This is a genomic window from Xanthomonas sp. NCPPB 1132, from assembly GCF_056629235.1.
In genome coordinates, this window is sequence record NZ_CM152819.1 from 1,671,206 (window position 1) to 1,691,499 (window position 20,294).

Sequence of the window (20,294 nt, forward strand, 5' to 3'; positions counted from 1 at the left end):
TATCGCGCGTTTTTTCCGTTTTCAGGACGAAGTCACTCCATGAGCAGCTACGCCAGCAACGACGAAATCCGCGGTGTCCTCATCCTGGCCGGCAGCGAGCGCGTGCTGCTGCCCAACGCCACCATCGCCGAAGTGATGTCGCGCGTGCCGGTCGAACCGCTGCCCGACGCCCCGCACTGGTTGCTTGGCCAGATCGCCTGGTACGGCTGGAAAGTGCCGCTGGTCTCCTTCGCCCGCCTGACCGGCCTGGGCGCCGAGATCGTGGCCGCCAACAACAAGATCGTCGTGCTCAAGGCCCTGGGCGGCAACCCCGACCTGCCGTACGTCGCCCTGCTGACCCAATCCTTCCCGCAACTGATCTCCGTCCCCCGCGACGGCCTGCTCGCCGACGCCTCCGAAGAAACCCTCCCGCCCGGCGTGCACATGCGCGTGCTGCTGGGCGAGCAGAGCGCGTTGCTGCCGGATCTGGAGGCGATCGAGGGGATGGTGGTGGAGCGGTTTGCGGTGGTCATCTAGATCGGCAGCAGTCTTGCAACGGCCTTGCTTATGACTGCGTACCGCAATCATCCTGGTCGATGCTATGCGCGCTTGAGCGAAGACCGCCTCGGTTTGTTGCCAGTGGGTAGTGCAATCGTCTAGCATCGCCTCTTGTAATGACAAGGACTGTCGTATGCGCAACGTGTGGTTTCCGTTCGCTGTAATGCTTCGCTCAGGGATGGGCCGATCTGGCCCGATGCCGGGCGTTTTATTTGGATGTCCCCGATCTCGCGACCGCATCAGTGGCCGCCGTTGGCTATGCGCTATTGCGCGCCAGAAGGAGGCCGGTCGAGTCCCATGGATCCGCTCGACATCCGACTGCTCCCTGATTCGACCGAATTGATGGACTTCTTGCAAGGACACGCAATGATCACTACGCCCCGCACTCCCACTTACTCTGGCGCCATTCGCTTCGTGCCTCTGATCGCGATGCTGTTATTTCTCTCAGGGGGCGCATTCGCATCGGCAGAAGGGAAGAAGCAGCAATTCCAGCTGCGCGATGCGGAAGGGAATGACCGCGGTGTCTATGCCACCCAAGCCGAGGCCGAGGCCGCGATCAAGACGATTCCTGGGCCGGAGAATATGGAAGATGCCTATAAGTACGTCGATACCATCAAGAGTTCAGTGATTGGAGAGGACGGCAAGGGGCTGATCACCTACTGGATGGGGCGTGAGGAGGCGAAGGACGAGGATTGGATGTATACCGTCTGGGGCTCTGAGAAGATTCCCACGGAAGAAGAAACCGCTGCTGTACTTGTGCAGAAGGTGAGCGAGATGGCTCCCCAATGTGGAACTGCCTCTGTCGCTCCCCAAGGCGAATGGGGAATGCAAGTAGGCCCGTATCCGGAATACGACATTGGGATGGTGCATCAGTCCAGGGCTTACACGGTGCGCGCTTTTTTTGAAGATTGCAGTGGCACCTCCGACTACACCACATACATGGATAGGTCCAAGCGGACCGAGTGTCCAAAGCCCTACACCAATTGGCACATCAGCGACCAAGGCTGCACGAACAAGGACATCTTCGCGACCATCGAAGTCTCGACGTTGCAATGTGAGACGCAAAATGGTGGCAACTCCGGCATGCGTGGCAACCCCTGCGACGTCAAGACCGGCGAGAAATTTCAGACCGAGCGCGACCTGGATATGGGCTGGGTCACCCTGACGCGCTACTACCACTCCGGCATCGCGCTGAACACTGGTGGATTCGGCCCAGGCTGGACTTTCTCGCACAGTCTGCACCTGACCATCCAGGGCGATACGCTGGGCCTGATCGAGGGGAGCGGCTATGCGGTGCCGTTCCGCAAGCTGGGGGCCGAGTATCGCGCAGCCAATGCTTCGGGCGAACGCATCGTTGCCAATGGCGACCAGTGGGTGCTGTATCGCCAGGATGCGATCTACACCTTCGATGCCAAGGGCAAGCTGGTCTCGCGTATGGCCGAGGATGGCAGTGGGTGGCTGTACGGCTACAACGCGCATGGACGCCTGCAGAGTATCGCTTCGTTGCAGGGCCGCTCCATCGAACTCGTGTATGCCGATGACAATGACGATGCGCTGATTACCGGCATCGTCTCCGGTGGGTTGCAGTTAGCGAGCTACGGCTACGATCAGCAGCGCCTGACGAGCGTTACCTATGCCGACGGCCACAGCCGGATCTATCACTACGAGGACACGCGCTTCCCGCGTCATCTGACGGGCGTGACCACGGAAGATGGCCAGCGCTTCAGCACCTTCGCCTACGACGAGGTCGGCCGGGCGATCTCCAGCCAGCACGCCGGTGGCATCGACGGCATCACGTTGTCTTACTCGGCTTCCGGCACTCGTGTCACCGATGCGCTGGGTGATGTCAACGATTACACGATGACCGAGGCGGGTGGTGCCTCGCCGAAGGTCGCCACTGTCGCCAGGGCCGACGGGACGCTCCAGTACAGCTACAACGATCAGTCCAGCGACTTCCGCCGCCGGCTCAGCAGCGTCACCGATCGCCGTGGCATCCAGACCCAGCACAGCTATGCCGAAGCGACCGAGAACGGTGTCGCGGTGAACATTCACACCGTGCGCGAGGCGGTCGGGCAACCGCAGGAGCGCACCACGACGACGCGCACCGCGGCCGACAGCAATCGCTTGCTGTCGGTGCAGACCGGCGGGCGCACCGTGTCCTACAGCTACAACGATCGCCTGCAGCCGGTGCAGATGGCGAGCAGCGATACGGCTTCAGGCAAGCAGCGCACGGTCACCTACAGCTACTGCGAAGCGGCGGACGTGGCGGTGACCGACAGCACCTGCCCGATCCTGGGCCTGCCCAAGACGGTCGATGGCGCGCGCACCGACGTCAACGACATCACCCGCTTCACTTACTACGCCACCGACGACAGCACCTGCGCCACGTCCGCAACCACCTGCCCGCACCGCAAGGGCGACCTGTGGAAGGTGACCAACGCGCTCGGCCAGGTCACCGAGTACCTGGCCTACGACGGCGCCGGCCGCGTGCTGTCGGTGAAAGACGCCAATGGCGTGGTCACCGACTACACCTATCACCCGCGCGGTTGGCTGACCGCCAGCAAGGTGCGCGGAGCCGACGACAGCAGCGAGAGCGATGACCGCATCACCGCGATCGACTACTGGGCGACCGGCCTGGTCAAGCAGGTGACCCAGCCCGATGGCGCGTTCACCCGCTTCACCTACGACACAGCGCAGCGGCTGACCGATATTGCCGACAACGCCGGCAACACCATCCACTACACCCTGGACAATGCCGGCAACCGGTCCAAGGAAGACACCAAGGACGCGTCTGGCACGCTCAAGCGCAGCTTGTCGCGCATCTACAACCAGCTTGGTCAACTGGCCACGCAGGCCACCGCTCAGGGCGATCCGACCGACTTCGGCTACGATGCCAACGGCAACACCAAGACCGTCACCGACGCGCTTGGGCATGCCACCCAGAACGACTACGACCCGCTCAACCGCCTGGCGCGCACGCTGCAGGACGTGGGCGGCATCGCCGCCGAGACGAAGTTCGGCTACGACGCGCTGGACAACCTGACCAAGGTCACCGATCCAAAGGGCCTGGATACCACCTACGCCTACAACGGCCTGGGCGACCTGACCAAGCTCACCAGCCCGGACACCGGCAGCACCACCTACACCTACGACAGCGCCGGCAACCGCGCCACCCAGACCGATGCGCGCAACATCAAGACCAGCTACGGCTACGACGCGCTGAACCGGCTGACCCAGGTCACCTATCCGACCACCAGCCTCAACGTCAGTTACACCTACGATGTCAGCCAGAGCACCTGCGCCAGCGGCGAGACCTACGGCGTCGGCCGCCTGACCCGGATGCAGGACGGCAGCGGCAGCACCGACTACTGCTACGACCGCTTCGGCGATCTGGTGCGCAAGGTGCAGACCACCAACGGCAAGGTGTTCGTGGTCCGCTATGCCTACACCAAGGCCGGGCAGCTGAGCCGGCTGACCTATCCGGATGGGGCGGTGGTGGACTACGTGCGCAACGCCCAGGGCCAGACCACCGAGGTCGGGGTGACCCCGCCTGGCGGCACCCGTCAGGTGTTGCTGAACCAGGCCACCTACTATCCGTTCGGCCCGGTGGCCGGCTGGACCTACGGCAACGGCCGTCCGATGCAGCGCGTGCTGGACCAGGACTACCGCCCGCTGGCGGTCAACGACACGCGCAGCGATGGTCTTGCGGTGGGCTTCGCTTTCGACCCGGTCGGCAACCTCAGCGCGCTAACTGCGCCGGGCAACACCGCGCCGGTCATCAAACTTGACTACGACCCGCTGGGCCGGCTGACCGCGTTCAAGGATGGTCCGACCGATACGGTGATCGACGGCTATACCTATGACGCCACCGGCAACCGCCTCAGTGCCAAGGTCAATACCACTACCCAGACCTATAGCTATCCGACCACCAGCCATCGTCTGAATAGCGTGGCCGGTACCGCACGCAGTTACGACGCGGCCGGCAACACCACCGCGGTCGGCGGCACGGCCGTGCAGTACGTGTATAGCGCCAATGGCCGGCTGACACAGGTCAAGCGCAGCGGTACCACCGTGGCGAACTACGCCTACAACGGCCGCGGCGAGCAGGTGCGGCGGGTGGGCAAGACCAACGTCTACACGCTGTACGACGAGAGCGGCCACTGGCTGGGCGACTACGACGCCAATGGTGCAGTCGTGCAGCAGGCGATCTGGCTGGATGACCTACCGGTCGGCGTGCTGGCCAAGACCACGCTGCGCTACGTGCAGCCGGATCACTTGGGCACCCCCCGCGCGGTGATCGACCCGGTCCGCGACGTGGCGATCTGGCGCTGGGACCTGAAGGGCGAAGCCTTTGGCGCCACCGCGCCGGATCAGGACCCGGACAAGGATGGCACTGCCTTCGTGTTCGATATGCGGTTCCCGGGTCAGCGCTACGACGCGCTGAGTGGGCTTAATCAGAACTACTTCCGCGATTACGAGCCCGGTACGGGGCGCTATGTGCAGAGTGATCCTATTGGATTTTTGGGTGGAGTAAGCCTATATGGATATTCGCGCCAAAATCCCGCTGCTGAAATTGATATATATGGTCTGCAAGCCTACTCGCCGGGAACGACTCCGCCAAATAATATCCCCGGCGGTCCGTGGATGCCAGCTCCGGGGCAGCCGCCTGGAACATTTTTTGGTCCAAAAAATGGCGCCGACCGAGCAATATGTAGATATGTGCCGGATGGAAATAATGGTGGCCCCAAAACCGCGCCAAAGGCGTATTGGAAAACCAAGACTCCAGGCACGTCTTGGCAACGTTATAAGCTTAACGGGATACCTCAGACTGCACAGCAGGCTCATCCTGCACCCGCAACCAAAATCCCATGGATTCGCTTGCTCGGAATCACGTCTAGGTGGGGTATGGGTGCATTCTTTGCAACTTATTCGGATTCGCTTAATGCTACCGAAGAGCAAGATATAGCGATAAGGAACGAAGATAATGAAAGATGAGTTCGAAATTAGACAAGGTTCGCTGGATGACTCGGGGATCTCTGTTGAAGAATCATTGTTGCAATGCCTTTTGTATTTTGATGAGGTTGTATCTTCTTTCTGTCTTGGTGTTGACTATTTGCACAAAATATTTGGTGATCATCCGGGTGCAGCTTGGGAAGTTAAGCAGGAATTTCTATCCGGTAAACCACTCATTGCATGGGGGGGAATTCCAAAATCAAAACGTGAAGCGATAAAAAAAATAGTCATGGCGGCCGAAGGTATTCCGGATGCAGCTGTTGATGGGGCTTCGGATTTTAGCCACGCTGCATGGAATGATGTCCGTAATGCGGCTGTTGAATATCAAGCCTTCAATGACTCCTGAGGCGCACAGTATATGGTGCGCGCTGCTAGGGTCTATATTTTATTTTTTTCGTTAATTATTTATGTTTCAGGGTGCGTGAATAATTCTTCAAAGTTCTATGCGGCTTATGGTGATGCGGTGGCGGGTGGCGCTATCGCAAAAGGGTGGGTGCCGGACTTTTTGCCGCAGAATGCTGCGGATATCTATGAACGGCATAGTATTGATGCTGGTGGGATTGCGGTTGTCTTCTCTGCGCCCAATGACAACTTCCTTAAGGGCTTTGCCAGGCTCGATGATTCGTATTTTACATCTGCTGAAGGAGCATTTTCTTTGGTACACTCGCCTGCAAAGTATCCTCGAGGGGTGAGTAGTTATTATTATAGGTGTAGTGGGGAGGGGCTCGGCCTGCTGAAGGCGCGTGATGGAAAGATATTCTATTATATTGAGCCGGTTTCTAGTGGGGGGCTTGAAGTTTTATGCAAAGTGCCAGCCAGGTTGTAGTGGCTGGACGATTGACGTTTAACGTTGACACTCTTCTGAAGTGCGTGATGAGTTTGATAAAGTTCGGGTATATTTCGATGCAATCCTGCCGGAGCAAGTAGCCAAGCCAACTCTGGTAACGCCGAGCAGACCATTTAATCCCATCCAACTCTGCCGCATGATGTAAGGCTAAGCGCACGCCATCCCGCGCGCCCTCCCAACGCCGGAGCCTTCCATGCCGCAACGTCGCCACTTCCTGAAAACCGCCGCCTTCGGCGCTCTGGCCGCCGGGTTGGGCGGTGTGCTGCCTGGCGCGCGCGCCGCGGCCAAGGCATCTGCCAAGACCAACGTCGGCCCCTTGCCACAGGGCGCAGCACGGGTGATCTCCACCTGGGACTTCGGCGTCGCCGCGAACCAGGTGGCGTGGCAGGTGCTGTCGCGCGGCGGCGCGGCGCTGGATGCGGTGGAGGCCGGGGTGCGCGTGCCGGAGGCGGATCCGGACAATCACACGGTGGGGTTGGGCGGTTATCCGGACCGCGATGGGCGGGTCACGCTGGATGCCTGCATCATGGATCACACCGGCGGCTGCGGGTCGGTCGCGGCGCTGGAAGACATCGTGCATGCGATCTCGGTGGCGCGGCGGGTGATGGAGAAGACGCCGCATGTGATGCTGGTCGGCGATGGCGCGCTGCAGTTCGCGCTGGCGCAGGGGTTCGAGCGCACCAAGCTGCTCACCCCTGAGTCGGAACAGGCGTGGAAGGAGTGGCTGAAGACGTCGCACTACGCGCCCGAGGCCAATATCGAGAACCGTGCCTATCGCCGCGGCACGCTGCCCGGCGGCAAGGACAACCACGACACCATCGGCATGCTGGCGCTGGATGCGCACGGCAATCTGTCCGGGGCCTGCACCACCAGCGGCATGGCCTGGAAGATGCACGGCCGGGTCGGCGACAGCCCGATCATCGGGGCGGGGCTGTACGTGGACAACGAGGTGGGCGGGGCGACCTCCACCGGCGTCGGCGAGGAGGTGATCCGCAACGTCGGCAGTTTCGCGGTGGTGGAGATGATGCGGCAGGGCAAGAGCCCGGCCGAGGCCTGCCGCGAGGTGGTGATGCGCATCGTGCGACGCAAGCCGGAACTCACCCGCGATCTGCAGGTGGGGTTCCTGGCGATGAACAAGCGCGGCGAGGTCGGTGCGTTCGCGATCCAGCCCGGTTTCAGCTATGCGGTCTGCGATGCGCAGCGGCAGGATCTGCTGCTGCCCGGGCAGAGCCATTTCGCGGCGCCGGCGGCATGAGCGCGAGCGTGCCGATGGGCCTGGAAGTGGCGGCCGATGCGATCGGCTCGGCGCTGGCCGCGCAGGATGGCGGGGCGATGCGGGTGGAATTGTGCGGCGGCCTGGATGGCGGTGGGCTGACGCCGTCGTTCGGCACGCTGGCGGCGGTGCGCGATCGGTTGCGCATCCCGCTGTATGTGTTGATCCGTCCGCGGGTCGGCGATTTCGTGTTCGACGCGGCGGAGGTGGAGGCGATGCGCCGCGACGTGGAGCAGTGCGTGCGCCTGGGCTGCGACGGCGTGGTGCTCGGCGCGCTGACCGCAAACGGTGAGGTGGACACGGCGACGATGCGCGAGCTGATCGCCGCGGCAGGGCCGCTCGGCGTCACCTTCCATCGCGCCTTCGATGTCAGTGCCGATCCGCGGCGCGCGTTGGAAGACGTGATCGCGCTGGGCTGCGAGCGCGTGCTGACCTCCGGTGCGCGCGAGACCGCGGAAGAGGGCGCCGACCTGATCGCCGAGCTGGTGCAGCAGGCCGGTGCGCGCCTGAGCGTGATGCCGGGATCTGGCGTCACCGAAGCCAACCTGGCGCAGTTGCGCGCGCGCACCGGCGCGCGCGAGTTCCATGGCTCGGCGCGTGGGCCGCTGGCGTCGCGGGCGATGTCGCCGCATCCGCATGTGCGCAGCCTCGGCGGCGATCGCATGCAGACCGATGTGGCGCGGGTGCGGCGGATGGTGGCGTTGCTGGCGGAGTAGGGCGCCGCCGATGCGTGGTGAGCATCGGATCGCAGCGGTGCGGCGGATGGTGACGAGATTCGCGTGTCGCGGCTGAAGCCGCTCCTACGCGGGGCGGCGGTTTGGGGGGAGGCTGCACCGCACAGAGCACCGCTGATGGGTGGTGCGCGGCGCACTATCGAAGCGTGGTCAGCGTGACTCGCCTGCCGCAGGCGTGCCGCTCAATCGCTTCGGATCCAGCACCACGTGCTTGATGCGCGTGCGCTTCCAGGTGTAGCTGATGTGCACCTTGCCGTCGCGGGTCTGGATCACCGCAGGGTAGGAGAACTCGTCCTTGGGGCTGTCTTCTAGTGTCAGCACGCGGGTCCAGTGCTGGCCGTCGTCGGATAGTGCCACGGCGAGCACGCCGCGGCCGTCCCACCAGTCCTTGCCTGCCTCGGTCGGGTTGTAGACCAGCAGCGAGCGGCCGTCGGCCAGCACCACGGCGTCGGTGCCGGAATTGGGATTGGCCAGGTCGAGCAGGGTCATCGGTTCCCAGGTGCGGCCGTTGTCGCGCGACCAGGTGCTGAACACGTGGTTCTGCTGGCTGCGGCCCACCGCCTGCAGGCGGCCATCCTTGTGCAGCAGCACGCTGGGCTGGATCGCGCCTATCCTGGCCGGGTCGTTCATCGCCGGGCCGCGGGTCCAGTGCGCGCCGTTGTCGTCGGACCATTCCATGTGCGCCACCCAGCCGGCGTCTTCGCTGCTGCTGGGGCTGAGGATGCGGCCGCTCGGCAACTGCACCGGCTTGTTCTTGATCGGGCCGAGGATGCCGTCGGGCAGACGCTCGGGCGTGGACCAGTGATGGCCACCATCGCTGGACGTGGTCTGCATGCCCCACCAGCGTTTCGGGTCCGGACCCACCTTGTAGAACAGCCGCAGCGGCCCTTGCGCGGGCTGGAACAGCACCGGATTCCAGGTCGGCAACGGCTTGCCCTGCGGCTGCGCGCCGTCGGCCACGCGCTGCGCCGGCTGCCAACCCTGCGCGTCGCGGCGCGCCACCCAGATGGCGACGTCGTCGGCGCCCTCGTGGCGGCCGCCGAACCAGGCCGCGAGCAGGCCGTCGCGGGTTTCCACCAGGGTGGAGGCGTGGCACTGCGCGGTCGGCGCCTGCGCGTTGACGAATTCGCTGTAGACGATGGGCGAGGGCGGCGCCTGCGGTGGGGCGACGGCGGCCGTACCAGCGATGGCGCGCACCGCGAACAGCGACAGCAGGGGGAACAGCGAAGGCGACATCATGTGGTACGGTCCTGGCCCGAAAATGGGGATACCTATTTAGCATCAATTAAATACCATATGCTGACACCAGCGATAACGCCGCCTGCCTGCCCGACCGACGATTGCGCGGAATCGCCAGTCCGGACCGTCCGCTGTCTCCGCCCCGCCGGCTGGCCGCATTCGGCCTGACTGTGCTGGCCGCGCCGCCGCTGCTCGCCGAGTCTTCGCCCGCACCGCGCTGTTCGAGTACGGCGACGTACGCTGGGTCGGCAACGCGGCCGGGGTGATCGAGGGCGAGAACTGGAACACCATCGATCGCCACGGCTGCGCTGACGCCCGGTCGAGGTGGACACGCCGCTGCGCAGGCTGCAGTGGTTCTGGCACCCGAACAGCGACCAGGCGCTCAAGAGCGTCGACGAGCCTGGTGCAGATCTGGGAAGACAGCGGCGGCCAGATGGCTGGGCATCGTGCCGGACAAGCGCGGCCTGCTGCCCGAGGTCGACGTGCAGCGGCCGGAGGAATGGGCCAGGCGCTGCAGGCGCGCTACGGCACCGAGCGCAGGCGCAGGCGAGCGGCCACATGAAGATCGACTACTTCCCCGCGGTCACCGCCTCGCGCGTGCGCCTGAACATCCTGTCCAGCGTGGATGCCGCGCACATCCGCGCGTTCCAACTGTTCAACGTGGGCGCTGCCGCCACCCGCTGATCCCAGCCCGCGACGTGCACTCCCCCCTCTCCCCCCGGGAGAGGGGCCGGGGGTGAGGGTACGGCCGCACGCCGCTCCTACGGTCGCGACCTGCGCCACGAGAGCACGCAATAGCACACGACAGGCACCGCGTGCCGATCTGGAGGCACGCACCGCGTGCGCATGCCGCGTTCCGTCTGCCTGCGTGCGATTGCATCCGACACGCGTCACATTCACGCCGCCGCCGCGGCCACGTTTAGAGGAATGTCGCCCCCCATCCCGGGCGCGTGCCGTGCCGCCGACGCGCTGCGGTCGAGCCGCCGGGGTGGTCCCGTCATCGTGGAGCAACGCCATGCCTGATCGCGCAGGTGGATCCCGGTTCCGTGCCCTGTCGTCCGAACGGCGTCGACGGCTGCGGCAGTGGGCGCGTCTGCGCCAGGGCATGTGCGTGACCCTGGCCTGCCTGGCGGTGGCGCTGGCGCCGTCCTGGGATGCGCGCAGTGCGCCGTTGAGCTCGCAGGCGTTGCTGCACGCGCTGCGCGTGCTCGCGCCGGTCCACGGCCGTGGCGTAGCTGTCTGCGTGTCTTGCCGATCTTCGCCGCCGCGCGAAGCGCGTCCTTCCCCGCTTCCGCATGGCGACGTCGGCGCGCTGCGGAAAGCGCTTGCATACCGGGCTGCGGCCCTGTTCCCGGGCAGCGGTTGCCGCTGCCGTTCTCTTCCCTCCAAGGATCCGCCATGGCCTATTTCAAACTTGCCCAGCAGACTCAACTGAACCGCTACGTCTGCGATTTCCACAGCCACTTCACCGGCATCCTGCCGACCCAGCGCAAGGCCCTGGACGACACGCGGCCATCGCTGGCGCAGTTGCTGGCACAGCGCTTCTATGCCGACGATCCGCATGCGTCGGCCAAGGGCGAGCTGCTGCTGTTCCGCTATGCGCTGAAGCTGATGAGCGAGCGCGGCAGCAATCCCTTCGCAAAGCTGCTGGCCAAGCGCGACCGCACCGAGTACGAACGTGCCGAATGCGTGGCGGAGAACATCTACATCGCCTGCCAGGTGATCGCCGCCGAGTACGGCTATGCGCGCAGCGAACTGGCGCTGCCGCCGCAATCGCCCATGCTCTACACGCTGGTGGACGCCGAGATCGTCGCCCCGGCCCTGGCCTCGGCGGAGGGGCCCAGCGCCAACTTGCGCAGCCTGGTGCGCTACTTCAACAACAAGTTCTACAGCGCCAGCAAGTACACACCGTTCGACGATGCCTACAAGCTGCGCGGCCATTTCGTGAAGCAGCTCTGCCAGGGCGATCCGGCCAATTACAACACCTGGAGCGACTCGCAGAAGGCCGATTACCGCTTGTGGGTGTGGTCGACCTTCGGCTACCTGCGCGAGGACGGTGTGCTGCTGATCCAGGCCGCCGCCACCGAGGACGAGATTCCGCAACTGGCCGAGCTGGCGCAGGACTACAACGTCCAGTACGGCACCGACTACCGCCTGCTGGTGCATTCGGCCGACCACTACATGGCCGACGACAAGCTGAAGGACTTCCTGGACAAGAAGATCGCGCCGCTGCTGACCGGGCACGGCAAAGGCGATTCGACCATCGTCGGGCTGGACCTGCTCGGCGCGGAGAACAAGGTCGGCAACTACGCCGAACTGTTCACCTGGCTGCAGCGCAACGCCAACGCGCTGAGCGCCAATTTCGGCAGCGGCAGCGGCAAGCGCGCGCTGCGCGCGATCGTGCACATCCACTGCGGCGAGGGCAGCGGTTTCGGTGCGGAGAACCGCTCGGTGACAGGCTACTACCTGCACCAGATCGGCGACCCGGATGCACGCTTCTACGCCGCGCTGTCCGTGCACGTGCTGGATGCCTGGAGCGCTGCGAAGGGCAAGCGCGGCGCCACGCCACGCCCCACCCGCGGGACCGCGACCCCGCAGGGCTTGTTCGAGGAGTTGTTCAGCAACACGGCTTTCAGTCACGACGGGCACGTGCTGCGTCGCTTCGACATCAACGCACCGCTGTCGCGCGAGTTGGCCGGCTACAACGCCAAGCGCAACGTGATGGCGCTGAGCGAAGCGCTCGATCAGCCATCGCTCGACGGCGGTCGCGACGTCTACCACGCGCTGGTGGAGAACAACCCGCTGTACGCGTTCCGCCTGGGGCACGACTACTACTATCGCAGCTACATGGCCGCACGCTACCCGTGGCTGGCATTCGACACCAACCTGGGCAGCAACGCCATCACCGGTGCCTCGGCGCTGTTCGATTCGGTACAGGGCTACCGGCTCAATCGCGGCTATCGGCAACTGGACGGCTACATCGACACCGACGTGCTGGAGGTGGTCGGCAATGCGGTGCTGAGCATGGAGGCGCAGGGGCTGGACCGGGCGCAGATCGCCCAGTTCATCGCCATCAGCCAGCAGCCCGGCGATCTGGCCGAGACGCTGAACAACAACCAGGCGTATCTGCAGGGGCAACTGCAGGCGGCGCTGCAGCCGATCTACGACCCGGCGCAGGCCGAGTTCCTGTTCGGCACCTATTGCAAGCTGGTGCTGTACTGCGCCGGCGACGCCCCGGCCGCAGCGCTGCGCTACCAGGCCATGGTGCGTGCGCTGCTGGTCGTGCAGAACTGGCGGTCCTACCTGCTGGGCGCCGACGGCCAGGGCGTGGAGCACACCGGCGTGCAGCGCGAATACCTGCGCATGCTGGTGCTGTTGATCTACAAGCTGCTGCCGAGCAACCAGAACGAACTGCAGGTGGATCTGCTGCAGACCATGGCCGTGCTGCTGCGCCGGCTGGCGTTGAGCTACTGGCGCGCCACGGTGGGGCCGACCAACGCGCTGGAGGTCACTGGCAGCCTGCTCGGGCTGGAATCGCTGGATGGCTTCAAGGGCCCGGCCTCGGTGGTCGTGGTGCGGCGTTCGCCGCCGGCAGCGGCATGATCGGCGCCTGGGACGCGACGGCGACGGACGACGTCGCCGCCTACCTGTGGCACACGGAACTGTCGCGTGTCGGTGCGGCCGTCACCGCGCCCGCACCGACATCGACCCCCACACCTACGGCCGGCACGGCGACCGCACCGCCCGCGACGCCGCCGCACGAGCCGCCGCCACCGTCGTCGCAGTCGCCGGCACCAGCGCCGACGCCGGTGCCGCCGGCAACCGAGGCCACGGCGGACATGCAGCGCTTGCTGCATGCGCTGAGCGACCAGAAGGTGCTGGAGGCGCTGATCAAGCTGTTGCGCTGAGCCGCTCGCAAGACACGATTCGGGCCCGCTGTCCGTGAAGCGGGCCCATTTTTTTGCGCGACTGGCCCACATAACCGCAGCGCCGCCGCTTCAGCCGTATGCAGGCGTAGACAAAGCGCGCGCGCGCCCCACACGCCGTGCGGCTGCGCGTGCATCGCGCCTGCGGTTGTCACCCAGGGAACAGCTATTGCCGCCGACCGCCACAGAGACTCGTCGCACAACGGGATTTTGGAGCATGCGATGGAGACGGCAAAGGAAAAGGCAGGCACAACCGCCAAGCGATTCGTGGAGGCCGACGAGATGTTCACCCGCGCCTGGCGCGCGACGCTGCCGGACCTGCGGCGGCGTGCGCTGCGGCTGGCCAACGGGCGTGCGGACGCGGCCGAGGACCTGCTGTCGGATACCGCGGTGAAGGCGCTGCTGTTCATGCGCCGCTCGCCGGAGGCGATGACCGACCCGCAGGGATTCCTGTTCGTGGTGCTGCGCCACGTGTTCCTGGACCTGGTGCGACGGCGCCGCGGCGGCGGCGAACCGCTGGACCGCCCATCCGAGGCTAAGGAAGTGGACGCCGTGGCCGATCAAGCAATGACCGCCCTGCAACGCGCCGAGCTGGAGGAGCAGATGGAGCGCGTGGTGGCGGCGGTGGCGGCGCTGAGTCGGGAGCAGCGCCGCCTGTTCGCCTATCGCTTCGTCGAGGAGTTGCCGTATCCGGCCATCGCCAACCTGTTGCGCATCAACCAGCCGCTGGCGCGCAAGCGTGTGGAACTGCTGCGCAAGCGGCTGCGGCTGGCGATGGTGGCCGAATGAGCGCGTCGGCGGCTGTTTCACAAGCCGCCCACGGCGGCGTTTTCCCTCCACGCCGGGCCGTCCAGGGCCGCGGCATCGCGGGCGCCGCGGCGGGGCGTGGCACCGGCCATCCCCGTCGCGGCGCCTCCCCGGCAGGCGACTCACCAAGGAACCAGGCTCATGGCAGACAACACGCTCGTCAATTCGCAGATCACCGACGCGGTCACCCAGACCAACGTCAAGGTGGTGGCCGAGGCGCCCGCCCAGGCGATCGCCTCGCTGTACCAGGTCTCCAGCCACTCCACCGGGCTGGCGTTGCAGAACGCGGTGCACAGCCAGCAGGCGCTGAACCAGGTCTCCAACGCCGTGGTGTCCAAGGCGGTGGCGCTGATCATGGCGATCGGCGAGAAGTGATGCAGCGCCGTGGCCCGCGCCGCGGCGGCTGAGGCGGGCACCGATCCATCCATCAGGAGAGTGGCATGTGGCCTTTCGCAAGCAAGAAACCCCCGGTATCCCCCACGGCCGCGGCGCCCGCCAGCGCGGCAACGGCGCCTGCATCGGCCGCGGTTGCGGCGCAGACGCCGGACGCGCCTGCGGCGGCACCGGCGACGACCGACGCAGCGCTAGCCCCCTCGGCTGCGGTGCGTGACACAGCAGCACCAGCTACGGCCGCGGCGAGCGACCCGTCCGCCACAGCGCCGGCGAGCGACAGCGCGCCGGCCGCTGCAGCCGCAGGCGCCGCCGCGCCCAGCACAGCCGAGTCCAGCGCCGATGCCGCAGCAGCGGCAGGTGGCGATGGCGCCGCGCCGCCCACGGCATCGCCTGCGGCTGCGGTCTCGCCGCCGCCGCCACCGCCGCCGTCCATGTTGAGGACGCTCAATACGCACATGCTCGCGCAGGCCTCGGCGGCCAGCCCGGCCAGCGATGCGCTCAACAGCAAGATCGTGCAGGCCGTGCAGCTCACCAATGCCGAGACCATGGCCTACGCGCCGTCGCAGATCGTGGTTGGCTCGAACATGCTGATCAGCCAGGCCTCGGGCCTGATCGCGCAATCGGCGGCGGTGTACTTCGACGGTGTCAGCAAGATGGCCTTGGCCAGCCAGGGCGTGCTGCTCAAGCAGATGACCGAGAACCTGGCCGAGAACAAGATGGAGCAGGCCGCCGAGGATGCGCTGGGCGTGCTGGCCACCGACGTGCTGGTCGGGGCCGCCGCAGCGGTGGCGGCCGCTGCCGGCGCGCTGGAGGCCGAGTCCGCCGGCTTCGCCATCGACAAGATCGACCAGAGCATCGCCAAGTACGCGGACCTGATGCGCGGCCGCAAGTCCGCGTCTACCTAGGCCGTTCGCACCACCGGTTTCACCACACGCACAGGGGAGCACCATGCAAGACAACCAAGCATCCGATTTCGCCACGCTGCGCCAGTTCGCCGAGAAGTGGCTGGGCCGTCCACTGGTCGGCGCCGAGGAGGAGCAACTGCGGCGCTTCGCGTCGGAAACGTCCGCACCGCCGGCAGTGCCTGCCGCCGAAACAGTCGGCACTTCGCCGTCGCTGATCGATGCCGAGCGCCAGCGGGTGCAGGGCCTGATCCAGCAGATGATGCAGAAGATGCAGAACACCCGCGGCGACCTGAACGGCGCCACCGCGGCCAGCGAAGCGGCGGTGCTCAGGGCGGTCCAGTCGGCCAATTCGCTGGATCAGCTGCGGCCGGGCCAGTTGCGGCCGCCGCAGAGCGGCGAGGGCGGCAGCAACCAATTGGTGATGTCGCAGATCGCCGATCGCCTGGCCAATCTCGTGCAGGCCGAAGTGCGCGCGTGCTTCGAGCGTGAGTTCGGCAGCCTGGCCCAGCAGATGCAGGCGGTGGTCGAGGCGGCGCGTGCGCAGGGGCTCATCGCGGCCACGCCGGCCGCGGAGCCGCACGCGCCATCGTCGCCTCCGGCTGCCTGAGCCGTTCCGCTGCACGGCGGCGCCTCCGCGGATTCCACGCGGAGGCGTGCGCCGTGTGCGCGTGTCTGCTGCGCACGAACTCAGGCATGGCGTGTGGCGCGTGTGGCATGCGTCGGCTGTGGCGCCACGTCCCGGCAGCGAACGCAGCTGCGTACCGTCGGTGATGCAGTCGGTGTCAGGTCGCTCGCCATCGTCCGTTCGACTGCGGTACCGGTGAATCGCACTGCATGGTGGCGGAGGCAGCGAGGCGGCCTGCGCCGCAGTGGTTGCAACACGCATCGGTCGAGGTCGCGGCGTATCGCGGTCGGTGTTCCTGCGTCGCACACACATCGCGACGACGCTGGCGAGACAAACGCCGCACAGGTTTCACAGGTTCTGCACTGTCCCGTTTTCAGAGATCGTACGGCGTGGGCCGTACCCCAACCAGGAGCGAACACATGGCATTTCCCACCGCGGTCAACGACCAGATCACCGATGCGGTCACCCAGTCCAACGTGAAGGTCATCGGCGAGGCGCCGGCCTTTGCGATGGCGTCGATCTACCAGAGCATGGCGCACTCGACCGGCATCCTGTTCGAAAACGCCGTCTCCGCGCAGCAGCAGCAGAACACCCTGGCGCAGGCCGCGGCCAACCAGGGCGTCATGCAGATCTACAGCCTCGATTCCACCGCCGCCGCCGGCGCCACCGAGAAGGTCGCGCAGACCGGCGTGTCCGACAACCTCACCAGCCTGCTGACCGTGCTCAACGCGTTCAAGCAGTCGTAAGCCACGCGCGCTAACGCCGCCGCAAGGCGGCGCTAGCCATGCAACTCCCTTCCTAACGAGGACCGTTCCATGGCCTATCCCACCGCAGTCAACAACCAGATCACCGACGCCGTCACCCAGTCCAACGTCAAGGTCATCGGCGAAGCGCCGGCCTTCGCGATGGGCTCGATCTACCAGAGCCTGGCGCACTCCAGCGGCATCCTGTACGAGAACGCGGTCGCCGCGCAGCAGCAGCAGAACACGCTGGCGCAGGCGGCGAACAACCAGGGCGTCATGCAGGTGTACAGCCTGGACACCACCGCGGCCGCGGGCGCGTCGGAGAAGATCGCCCAGACCGGCGTGTCGGACAACCTGACCAGCCTGCTGACCGTGCTGCAGGCGTTCCAGGGTTCGCCCTACAGCAAGGGCTAAGCCCGCAAGGCACGACGTCACGCGGCTGCGTGGCGCCGGCCGGCTGGACGCGTCGCTCCGGTCCCGACACGGGCCGGAGCGACGCCATCACCACGCGGCCATTGCCGCCCTTTGATGACCCACTGCACTCGACCGGCACGCGCCTTGGCTGCCTGCCGCGACAGGGTGCGTTCGAGGCCCTGGCGCCACGCCCCCTGCGCCCAGGGAAGGGGAACTATGGACCTTCCTGCAATCGCCGATTTGCAGCGCGCCGACCGCATCCTGCCGGCCGACGCCAGCGACGCCCCGCCCGCGGATGCGGCCGGTGCGCGCCATCGCCCGTTGCTGGAGCGCTCGGCCGTGTTCCAGGGCATGCCGGCGTCGGCGCTCGATTACCTGCTCGCGCATGCCAGCGAATGCGCCCTGGACGCGGGAAGCGTGCTGTTCTTCAAGCACGATCCCAGCAGTTTCGTCGGGGTGGTGGTGCAGGGGCGCCTGTACAAGGTGCTGTACGGACCCGATGGGCAGGAGTTGATCGTCGGCACCATCGAGCCGGGCGGGCTGGTCGACGAACAGGCCTTGCTGGAACAGCATGGGCGCAGCTTCACCGCCATCGCCTTCGGCCCGAGTTGCGTGCTGAAACTCGCGCGCCGCCATTTCGCCGCGCTGATGACGGTGCCGCTGTTCCAGCAGCGGATCGATGCGCTGCTGCGTCTGCGCCTGCGGCAGACCCTGGACAGCCTGGAAAGCATCTGCCTGCACCGCCTGGAAGTGCGCCTAGCGCGCTACGTGCTGCATCAACTCGAACTGCAGGCGCCGCATGCGGGCGGCGGCGACACGGTCGCGCTCCCGCCGAACCAGAGCATCCTGGCGGCGATGCTCAACGCCAGCCGCTCCAAACTCAATGCGCAACTGCAGCGCTGGGTCCGCAGCGGCCTGGTCAGCCGACGCCGCCACCTGTTGCGCGTCCACGACCTCGGCGCGCTGTATGCCAAGGCCAGTTTGCAGGGCGCGGCGGCGATGTCGGTGTCGGACGGCGAGGACACGCCGGCGCGTGCCGCCTGTCCGCCGTGGACCGATCGCCGCGCCGACTGAGGCCACTGCTCACCGATGGCGGGATCGAACGCCTGCCGCGCGTTCGCCGCACGCGACGCCGGAGATCGCAACACGGTGCAGATCCGAGTGGCGTCGGGCGATGCGATACCAACGGCACCGACACCAGTGCTCGCGCTCTCAGGGAGCGCTTACGCGCCCATCAACTCGCCACTGTCTCGCGACCAACGCAGTCCGCGGCCGCGGCCGATGCGCGCGACAGTTCGCTGCTGCGATATGCCTCGCCCCATTCGCGCAGGCTGATCAGCACCGGCGCAAGGGAGTGGCCCAGCGGCGTCAGCGCATATTCGACCTTGGGCGGCACCTGCGGATAGACGTGGCGCACGATGACGCCGTCCTCCTCGAGCTCGCGCAACTGCAGCGTTAGCATGCGCTGCGTGGCGTTGGGAACCAGGCGCGTCAGTTCCATGAAGCGCTTCTTGCCGGAGAGCAGGTGGAACAGGATCACCGGCTTCCACACCCCGCCGATCACCGAAAGCGTGACTTCGACCGCGCAGCCGCTCTTGCCATCCAGACGTTTCAGACGCATGGTCGTTGTACCTACAAAATTGATAGTACCTGCGAAAATTGTACGTTCTTGCGATGCAGGAAGTGCATCCCGACAATGCCTGCAATGCGGTTTCGCTGCAACCGATGCGGCGCTGCCCCTCGCCACTTTTCCGCTAAGGATGTCGTGCCCATGAAAGCCATTACCCTGCGCCAACCCGCTGGCCTCGAGAACCTCCGCCTCGTCGATCTGCCCGACCCCGGCCAGCCGGGCGCCGGCGAACTCCGCGTGCGCGTGCATGCCAGCTCGCTCAACTTCCACGACCTGGGCGTGGTGACCGGGCGCATGCCCAGCGCCGACGGCCGCATCCCGATGTCCGATGGCGCCGGCGTGGTCGAGGCGGTGGGCGAGGGCGTGGACGAGTTTGCCGTGGGCGACGCGGTGGTCTCGACGTTCTTCCCGACCTGGCTGGAGGGCGGCCCGACCATCGCCGATTTCGCCACCGTGCCCGGCGATGGCGTCGACGGCTATGCACGCGAATACGTCGTTCGCCCCGCGCACTGGTTCACGCACGCCCCGCGCGGCTACAGCCACGCCGAAGCGGCGACGTTGACGACCGCCGGGCTCACCGCCTGGCGCGCACTGGTGGTGGACGCGCACCTGAAGGCCGGCGACACCGTGCTGGTGCTCGGCACCGGCGGCGTGTCGATCTTCGCCCTGCAGTTCGCCAAGCACATGGGCGCCAGCGTGATCGTCACCTCGTCCTCCGACGAAAAGCTCGCGCGTGCGCAGGCGCTGGGCGCCGATTTCACCATCAACTACCGCCGCGACACCGACTGGGCGGCCAAGGTGCTCGACTACACCAACGGCCGCGGCGTCGACGTGGTGATCGAAGTGGGCGGCCCCGACACGCTGGGTCAGTCCATCCGCGCCTGCCGCATCGGCGGCCATATCGCGTTGATCGGCGTGCTGACCGGCATTGCCGGCCAGGTGCCGACCGTGGCGCTGATGCAACGCCACCAGACCCTGCAGGGCCTGATCGTCGGCAGCCGCCGCCACCAGCGCGACATGGTCCGCGCCCTCGACGCGACCGGCATCAAGCCGGTGGTCGACCAGACCTTCGCGCTGGAAGACATCGCCGACGCGTTTGCGCATCAGGCGGCGGGGAAGCATTTTGGGAAGTTGTGCCTATCGATCTGATTGCGTGGGTAACGAAGAAGGGATCGGCCCGTTTTTTGGCCATACCGGTCTCTGACAGA

At 66.0% G+C, this 20,294-nt stretch carries 20 protein-coding genes; 17 read left to right on the plus strand and 3 right to left on the minus strand.

Annotated elements, in window-relative coordinates; genetic code table 11:
* Positions 1–39 precede the first annotated feature (39 nt).
* From AC1G9L_RS07085 to AC1G9L_RS07110, 6 genes are all read left to right on the plus strand, one after another.
* Positions 40–516, plus strand: coding sequence for a chemotaxis protein CheW (locus AC1G9L_RS07085; RefSeq protein ID WP_019799106.1), 477 nt, complete (start codon positions 40–42; stop codon positions 514–516).
* Between the two features lie 318 nt (positions 517–834).
* On the plus strand, positions 835–5,532 hold the full coding sequence (locus tag AC1G9L_RS07090) for an RHS repeat-associated core domain-containing protein (protein WP_481070570.1): 4,698 nt from the start codon (positions 835–837) through the stop codon (positions 5,530–5,532).
* The gene (locus tag AC1G9L_RS07095; protein WP_481070571.1) at positions 5,522–5,896 is read left to right on the plus strand and encodes a hypothetical protein; all 375 of its coding nucleotides are present in this window, start codon (positions 5,522–5,524) and stop codon (positions 5,894–5,896) included. The genes AC1G9L_RS07090 and AC1G9L_RS07095 overlap by 11 nt, the downstream gene beginning before the upstream one ends.
* A 12-nt stretch (positions 5,897–5,908) precedes the next feature.
* Complete coding sequence (locus AC1G9L_RS07100) at positions 5,909–6,376, plus strand: YbbD-related protein (RefSeq protein ID WP_481070572.1); 468 nt, start codon at positions 5,909–5,911, stop codon at positions 6,374–6,376.
* 214 nt (positions 6,377–6,590) lie between these two features.
* A complete protein-coding gene (locus tag AC1G9L_RS07105; protein ID WP_019799108.1) occupies positions 6,591–7,652 on the plus strand; it encodes an isoaspartyl peptidase/L-asparaginase in 1,062 nt (353 codons plus the stop codon).
* A 14-nt stretch (positions 7,653–7,666) separates the two neighbouring features.
* Positions 7,667–8,386 (plus strand): copper homeostasis protein CutC, encoded by a 720-nt coding sequence (locus AC1G9L_RS07110; protein WP_481071047.1) that lies wholly within the window; start codon positions 7,667–7,669, stop codon positions 8,384–8,386.
* Between the two features lie 168 nt (positions 8,387–8,554).
* Here AC1G9L_RS07110 and AC1G9L_RS07115 read toward each other — a convergent pair whose 3' ends face one another.
* Positions 8,555–9,643 (minus strand): exo-alpha-sialidase, encoded by a 1,089-nt coding sequence (locus tag AC1G9L_RS07115; RefSeq protein ID WP_019799110.1) that lies wholly within the window; start codon positions 9,641–9,643, stop codon positions 8,555–8,557.
* A gap of 558 nt (positions 9,644–10,201) precedes the next feature.
* Between AC1G9L_RS07115 and AC1G9L_RS07120 the strand changes: the two genes are divergently transcribed.
* The 5 genes from AC1G9L_RS07120 to AC1G9L_RS07140 all read left to right on the plus strand — a co-directional run bounded on the left by AC1G9L_RS07120 (position 10,202) and on the right by AC1G9L_RS07140 (position 14,751).
* Positions 10,202–10,327: a hypothetical protein gene (locus tag AC1G9L_RS07120; protein ID WP_019799111.1), complete on the plus strand. Its 126-nt coding sequence runs from the start codon at positions 10,202–10,204 to the stop codon at positions 10,325–10,327.
* Positions 10,328–11,041: 714 nt separating this feature from the next.
* Positions 11,042–13,246 (plus strand): hypothetical protein, encoded by a 2,205-nt coding sequence (locus tag AC1G9L_RS07125; RefSeq protein WP_019799112.1) that lies wholly within the window; start codon positions 11,042–11,044, stop codon positions 13,244–13,246.
* On the plus strand, positions 13,243–13,551 hold the full coding sequence (locus AC1G9L_RS07130; protein WP_481070573.1) for a hypothetical protein: 309 nt from the start codon (positions 13,243–13,245) through the stop codon (positions 13,549–13,551). The genes AC1G9L_RS07125 and AC1G9L_RS07130 overlap by 4 nt, the downstream gene beginning before the upstream one ends.
* 240 nt (positions 13,552–13,791) lie before the next feature.
* Positions 13,792–14,358 carry a sigma-70 family RNA polymerase sigma factor gene (locus AC1G9L_RS07135; protein WP_019802142.1) on the plus strand — a complete coding sequence of 189 codons (567 nt, stop codon included), beginning with the start codon at positions 13,792–13,794 and terminating at the stop codon, positions 14,356–14,358.
* Between the two features lie 159 nt (positions 14,359–14,517).
* Positions 14,518–14,751: a RebB family R body protein gene (locus AC1G9L_RS07140; protein WP_010343225.1), complete on the plus strand. Its 234-nt coding sequence runs from the start codon at positions 14,518–14,520 to the stop codon at positions 14,749–14,751.
* Between the two features lie 52 nt (positions 14,752–14,803).
* Here the strand turns inward: AC1G9L_RS07140 and AC1G9L_RS07145 are convergent, their stop codons facing one another.
* Positions 14,804–15,217 (minus strand): hypothetical protein, encoded by a 414-nt coding sequence (locus AC1G9L_RS07145; RefSeq protein WP_481070574.1) that lies wholly within the window; start codon positions 15,215–15,217, stop codon positions 14,804–14,806.
* A gap of 7 nt (positions 15,218–15,224) precedes the next feature.
* Here AC1G9L_RS07145 and AC1G9L_RS07150 point away from each other — a divergent pair, with 7 nt between their 5' ends.
* From AC1G9L_RS07150 to AC1G9L_RS07170, 5 genes are all read left to right on the plus strand, one after another.
* Positions 15,225–15,674: a hypothetical protein gene (locus AC1G9L_RS07150; RefSeq protein WP_010343224.1), complete on the plus strand. Its 450-nt coding sequence runs from the start codon at positions 15,225–15,227 to the stop codon at positions 15,672–15,674.
* 43 nt (positions 15,675–15,717) lie between these two features.
* On the plus strand, positions 15,718–16,281 hold the full coding sequence (locus AC1G9L_RS07155) for a hypothetical protein (protein WP_019799662.1): 564 nt from the start codon (positions 15,718–15,720) through the stop codon (positions 16,279–16,281).
* Positions 16,282–16,718: 437 nt separating this feature from the next.
* Positions 16,719–17,045, plus strand: a complete 327-nt coding sequence (locus AC1G9L_RS07160) for a RebB family R body protein (RefSeq protein WP_010343222.1) — start codon at positions 16,719–16,721, stop codon at positions 17,043–17,045.
* Positions 17,046–17,114: 69 nt separating this feature from the next.
* Positions 17,115–17,456 carry a RebB family R body protein gene (locus AC1G9L_RS07165; RefSeq protein WP_010343221.1) on the plus strand — a complete coding sequence of 114 codons (342 nt, stop codon included), beginning with the start codon at positions 17,115–17,117 and terminating at the stop codon, positions 17,454–17,456.
* Between the two features lie 216 nt (positions 17,457–17,672).
* Positions 17,673–18,530 (plus strand): Crp/Fnr family transcriptional regulator, encoded by an 858-nt coding sequence (locus AC1G9L_RS07170; RefSeq protein WP_481070575.1) that lies wholly within the window; start codon positions 17,673–17,675, stop codon positions 18,528–18,530.
* Positions 18,531–18,690: 160 nt separating this feature from the next.
* On the opposite strand, the gene AC1G9L_RS07175 is transcribed toward AC1G9L_RS07170, so the two are convergent.
* Positions 18,691–19,077, minus strand: coding sequence for a winged helix-turn-helix transcriptional regulator (locus AC1G9L_RS07175; RefSeq protein WP_019799660.1), 387 nt, complete (start codon positions 19,075–19,077; stop codon positions 18,691–18,693).
* A 150-nt stretch (positions 19,078–19,227) separates the two neighbouring features.
* On the opposite strand from AC1G9L_RS07175, the gene AC1G9L_RS07180 reads away from it, so the two are divergent.
* Complete coding sequence (locus tag AC1G9L_RS07180; protein ID WP_019799659.1) at positions 19,228–20,235, plus strand: zinc-binding dehydrogenase; 1,008 nt, start codon at positions 19,228–19,230, stop codon at positions 20,233–20,235.
* The last annotated feature ends 59 nt before the right edge of the window (positions 20,236–20,294 follow it).

Excerpts from the sequence above, each read along its gene's own strand:
- AC1G9L_RS07165 (WP_010343221.1), top strand. The coding sequence starts at position 17,115 with ATGGCCTATCCCACCGCAGTCAACAACCAGATCACCGACGCCGTCACC.
- AC1G9L_RS07110 (WP_481071047.1), top strand. The coding sequence starts at position 7,667 with ATGGGCCTGGAAGTGGCGGCCGATGCGATCGGCTCGGCGCTGGCCGCG.
- AC1G9L_RS07135 (WP_019802142.1), top strand. The coding sequence starts at position 13,792 with ATGGAGACGGCAAAGGAAAAGGCAGGCACAACCGCCAAGCGATTCGTG.
- AC1G9L_RS07085 (WP_019799106.1), top strand. The coding sequence starts at position 40 with ATGAGCAGCTACGCCAGCAACGACGAAATCCGCGGTGTCCTCATCCTG.
- AC1G9L_RS07105 (WP_019799108.1), top strand. The coding sequence starts at position 6,591 with ATGCCGCAACGTCGCCACTTCCTGAAAACCGCCGCCTTCGGCGCTCTG.
- AC1G9L_RS07140 (WP_010343225.1), top strand. The coding sequence starts at position 14,518 with ATGGCAGACAACACGCTCGTCAATTCGCAGATCACCGACGCGGTCACC.
- AC1G9L_RS07170 (WP_481070575.1), top strand. The coding sequence starts at position 17,673 with ATGGACCTTCCTGCAATCGCCGATTTGCAGCGCGCCGACCGCATCCTG.
- AC1G9L_RS07150 (WP_010343224.1), top strand. The coding sequence starts at position 15,225 with ATGCTCGCGCAGGCCTCGGCGGCCAGCCCGGCCAGCGATGCGCTCAAC.
- AC1G9L_RS07095 (WP_481070571.1), top strand. The coding sequence starts at position 5,522 with ATGAAAGATGAGTTCGAAATTAGACAAGGTTCGCTGGATGACTCGGGG.
- AC1G9L_RS07090 (WP_481070570.1), top strand. The coding sequence starts at position 835 with ATGGATCCGCTCGACATCCGACTGCTCCCTGATTCGACCGAATTGATG.
- AC1G9L_RS07100 (WP_481070572.1), top strand. The coding sequence starts at position 5,909 with ATGGTGCGCGCTGCTAGGGTCTATATTTTATTTTTTTCGTTAATTATT.
- AC1G9L_RS07125 (WP_019799112.1), top strand. The coding sequence starts at position 11,042 with ATGGCCTATTTCAAACTTGCCCAGCAGACTCAACTGAACCGCTACGTC.
- AC1G9L_RS07130 (WP_481070573.1), top strand. The coding sequence starts at position 13,243 with ATGATCGGCGCCTGGGACGCGACGGCGACGGACGACGTCGCCGCCTAC.
- AC1G9L_RS07180 (WP_019799659.1), top strand. The coding sequence starts at position 19,228 with ATGAAAGCCATTACCCTGCGCCAACCCGCTGGCCTCGAGAACCTCCGC.
- AC1G9L_RS07160 (WP_010343222.1), top strand. The coding sequence starts at position 16,719 with ATGGCATTTCCCACCGCGGTCAACGACCAGATCACCGATGCGGTCACC.
- AC1G9L_RS07175 (WP_019799660.1), bottom strand. The coding sequence starts at position 19,077 with ATGCGTCTGAAACGTCTGGATGGCAAGAGCGGCTGCGCGGTCGAAGTC.
- AC1G9L_RS07120 (WP_019799111.1), top strand. The coding sequence starts at position 10,202 with ATGAAGATCGACTACTTCCCCGCGGTCACCGCCTCGCGCGTGCGCCTG.
- AC1G9L_RS07115 (WP_019799110.1), bottom strand. The coding sequence starts at position 9,643 with ATGATGTCGCCTTCGCTGTTCCCCCTGCTGTCGCTGTTCGCGGTGCGC.
- AC1G9L_RS07155 (WP_019799662.1), top strand. The coding sequence starts at position 15,718 with ATGCAAGACAACCAAGCATCCGATTTCGCCACGCTGCGCCAGTTCGCC.